Annotated in this window: 2 protein-coding genes; one reads left to right on the forward strand and one right to left on the reverse strand. The window is 66.0% G+C overall.

The features are described 5' to 3' along the window. Positions 1-73: 73 nt before the first annotated feature. The gene (lepA, locus tag MJ785_RS00110) at positions 74-1,945 is read right to left on the reverse strand and encodes a translation elongation factor 4 (protein ID WP_239308348.1); all 1,872 of its coding nucleotides are present in this window, start codon (positions 1,943-1,945) and stop codon (positions 74-76) included. Positions 1,946-2,341: 396 nt separating this feature from the next. On the opposite strand from lepA, the gene rpsT reads away from it, so the two are divergent. After that, a complete protein-coding gene (rpsT, locus tag MJ785_RS00115; RefSeq protein WP_239308347.1) occupies positions 2,342-2,611 on the forward strand; it encodes a 30S ribosomal protein S20 in 270 nt (89 codons plus the stop codon). Positions 2,612-2,940: the final 329 nt, after the last annotated feature.

Genomic DNA, 2,940 nt, shown 5'->3' on the forward strand with positions numbered 1-2,940 from the left:
CCCGCGGCCCGGCCGGGCCGCGTCGCGCCGCCTGGGCCTCGTCACCTCGATGAGGCCCAGGCGGCGCTCGCCGCTACTTCGTGCCCTTCGAGGTGTTCGAGGCCTGGGCGGCATCCGTCGACAGGGCCGCGATGAAAGCCTCCTGCGGAACCTCGACCCGGCCGATGGTCTTCATCTTCTTCTTGCCCTCCTTCTGCTTCTCCAGCAGCTTGCGCTTACGCGTGATATCACCGCCGTAACACTTCGCGAGAACGTCCTTGCGGATCGCGCGGATGTTCTCCCTGGCGATGATCCGGCTGCCGATCGCCGCCTGGATCGGCACCTCGAACTGTTGGCGCGGGATCAGCTCCCGCAGCCGGGATGTCATCGCCACGCCATAGCCGTACGCCTTGTCCCTGTGCACGATCGCGGAGAATGCGTCCACAGTTTCCCCCTGCAGAAGAATGTCGACCTTCACCAGGTCGGACGCCTGTTCCCCGGCAGGTTCGTAATCGAGGCTGGCATACCCGCGGGTACGGGATTTCAACGCGTCGAAGAAGTCAAAAATAATCTCGCCGAGCGGCAGCGTGTACTTGAGCTCCACCCGGTCTGTGGAGAGATAGTCCATTCCGCGCAGTGTGCCGCGGCGGCCCTGGCACAGCTCCATCACCTGCCCCACGAAGTCCGCCGGCAACAGCACCATCGCTTCCACAACCGGTTCGTAAACATCGGTGATCTTTCCGGCGGGCCAGTCACTCGGGTTGGTGACAACGGTCTCGGTGCCATCGTCCAGGAGCACGCGGTAGACCACGTTCGGCGCGGTGGAGATGAGCGTGAGGCCGAACTCCCGCTCCAGCCGCTCCCGGACGATCTCCAGATGAAGAAGCCCGAGGAAACCGCAGCGGAACCCAAAACCCAATGCCGCGGACGTCTCCGGCTCGTAGGTCAGCGCGGCGTCGTTGAGCTGCAGCTTGTCCAAGGCTTCGCGCAATGCTGGATACTCGCTGCCATCAAGCGGATACAGGCCGCTGTAAACCATTGGGCGTGGATCACGGTATCCACCCAGCGGCCGGTCGGCCGGCCGGCTCGCCGATGTCACGGTGTCGCCGACGCGAGCCTGTCGGACATCCTTGACGCCCGGGATCAGGTAACCGACCTCGCCCGCTGACAGACCGTCGCGGGCAATCGGGTCCGGCGAGATCACCCCGACCTCAAGGGTCTCGTGGCTGGCCCGCGTGGACATCATCAGGCAACGGTCCCGGGTGGTCAGCCGGCCGTCGACCACCCGCACATACGTGATGACGCCTCGATAGCTGTCGTAGACACTGTCGAAAATCATGGCTCGAGCGGGTGCATCCGGGTCGCCCATGGGCGCGGGGACCCGGCGGACGATCTCATTGAGCAGCTCGGGCACGCCCAGCCCGGTCTTACCCGACACGCGCAGGACGTCGTCAGGATCACAGCCGATGATCTGCGCCAGCTCAGCCGCGTACTTCTCGGGCTGCGCGGCCGGAAGATCAATTTTGTTAAGCACGGGGATGATCTGAAGATCGTTCTCGAGTGCCAGATAGAGGTTTGCCAACGTCTGAGCCTCGATGCCCTGGGCCGCGTCGACCAGCAGGACCGCGCCTTCGCATGCCGCCAGCGAGCGGCTCACCTCGTAGGTGAAGTCCACATGGCCAGGAGTGTCGATCAGATGCAGGACGTAGTCGCGACCGTCATCGGCCTGCCAGGGCAGCCGGACACTCTGCGCCTTGATCGTGATGCCACGCTCGCGCTCGATGTCCATTTTGTCCAGATACTGAGCACGCATGTTGCGGGCTTCGACGACGCCGGTCACACCAAGCATCCGGTCCGCGAGGGTCGACTTGCCGTGGTCAATGTGGGCGATGATGCAGAAGTTGCGGATCAACGCCTGGTCAACCGAGGCCTGGTTGACGCGACGGGGGCCGGAGGCTGCGGGCACGCGGGAGTCTTCTCGTTTCATCAGGACGGACCGTGCCCAGCGGGGTCACGCCCGTCGGGGGCACTACACCCATCGTGCCAGGCTCGTCATGCGAGCACTCGGCGATGGCCATCGCGATGGCCATCGCGCTGCACCGGCGTTACACCGGCGCGGCAGGCTCGCGCCTGGGCGTGCCCGCGGCCGGCACCTCACAACCGTCGACATCCGCTCGCGGCCGGGAGGAACCGGCGCCCGCCCGCGAGCGGCTCGTTGAAACCTTGATAGGCTTATCGACGTCTCCCGGGCGGCTTCGCTTTCCAGGGGACGGAAGACGGACGTACGCCGCTCGGTGGCGGTGAACCGACGCCGGTGCCCGACCGCCGCCCATACCGATTCGACGACCAGGGGTTCTTTCGCGTGGCCAACATCAAGTCGCAGATCAAGCGCAACCTCACGAACGAGAAGCGGCGGCTGCGCAACAAGGCCGTTAAGTCCGAACTGAAGACGGTCATCCGCCGCTTCCGCGCGGCCGCGGACGCCGGTGACCCGGAGCGCGCCGGCCTTGAGCTGCGCGTCGCCTCGCGGAAGCTGGACAAGGCAGTCAGCAAAGGCGTCATCCACGCCAACCAGGCCGCTAACAAGAAGTCGGCCATGGCCGCGCGGCACGCTTCGCTGACCGACGCCTGAGCTCGCTCCACCACACCTGTCACACCACGGGCCTGTACGGGTCCTCTCGTCGTGCGCGGGACCACGTGGCCGCCGCCGGCAAGCTCGCCCAGGGCCTGTCGGCGCCAGAGGGCGCCTCTCATCGTTGTCGTTGGCCCCGGTAGAACACCGCTACCGGGGCTTGGACCGCCCCGCGGCGCATCCCCTGGCATCCGGCGTGCCCCGACGGACCTGCCGGATCGGCTTCGCCAATCCGGCAGGAGCCTCAGCTTCTGGCAGAGATCATTAAGAGCGACCGGTAATAGGTGCGTGGATCAAGGAGCGGGGCTGGGGTGCGTGCATCGCGAGGC

The sequence above is a fragment of the Protofrankia sp. CiT1 genome, from assembly GCF_917627335.1.
Lineage (GTDB): Bacteria > Actinomycetota > Actinomycetes > Frankiales > Frankiaceae > Protofrankia.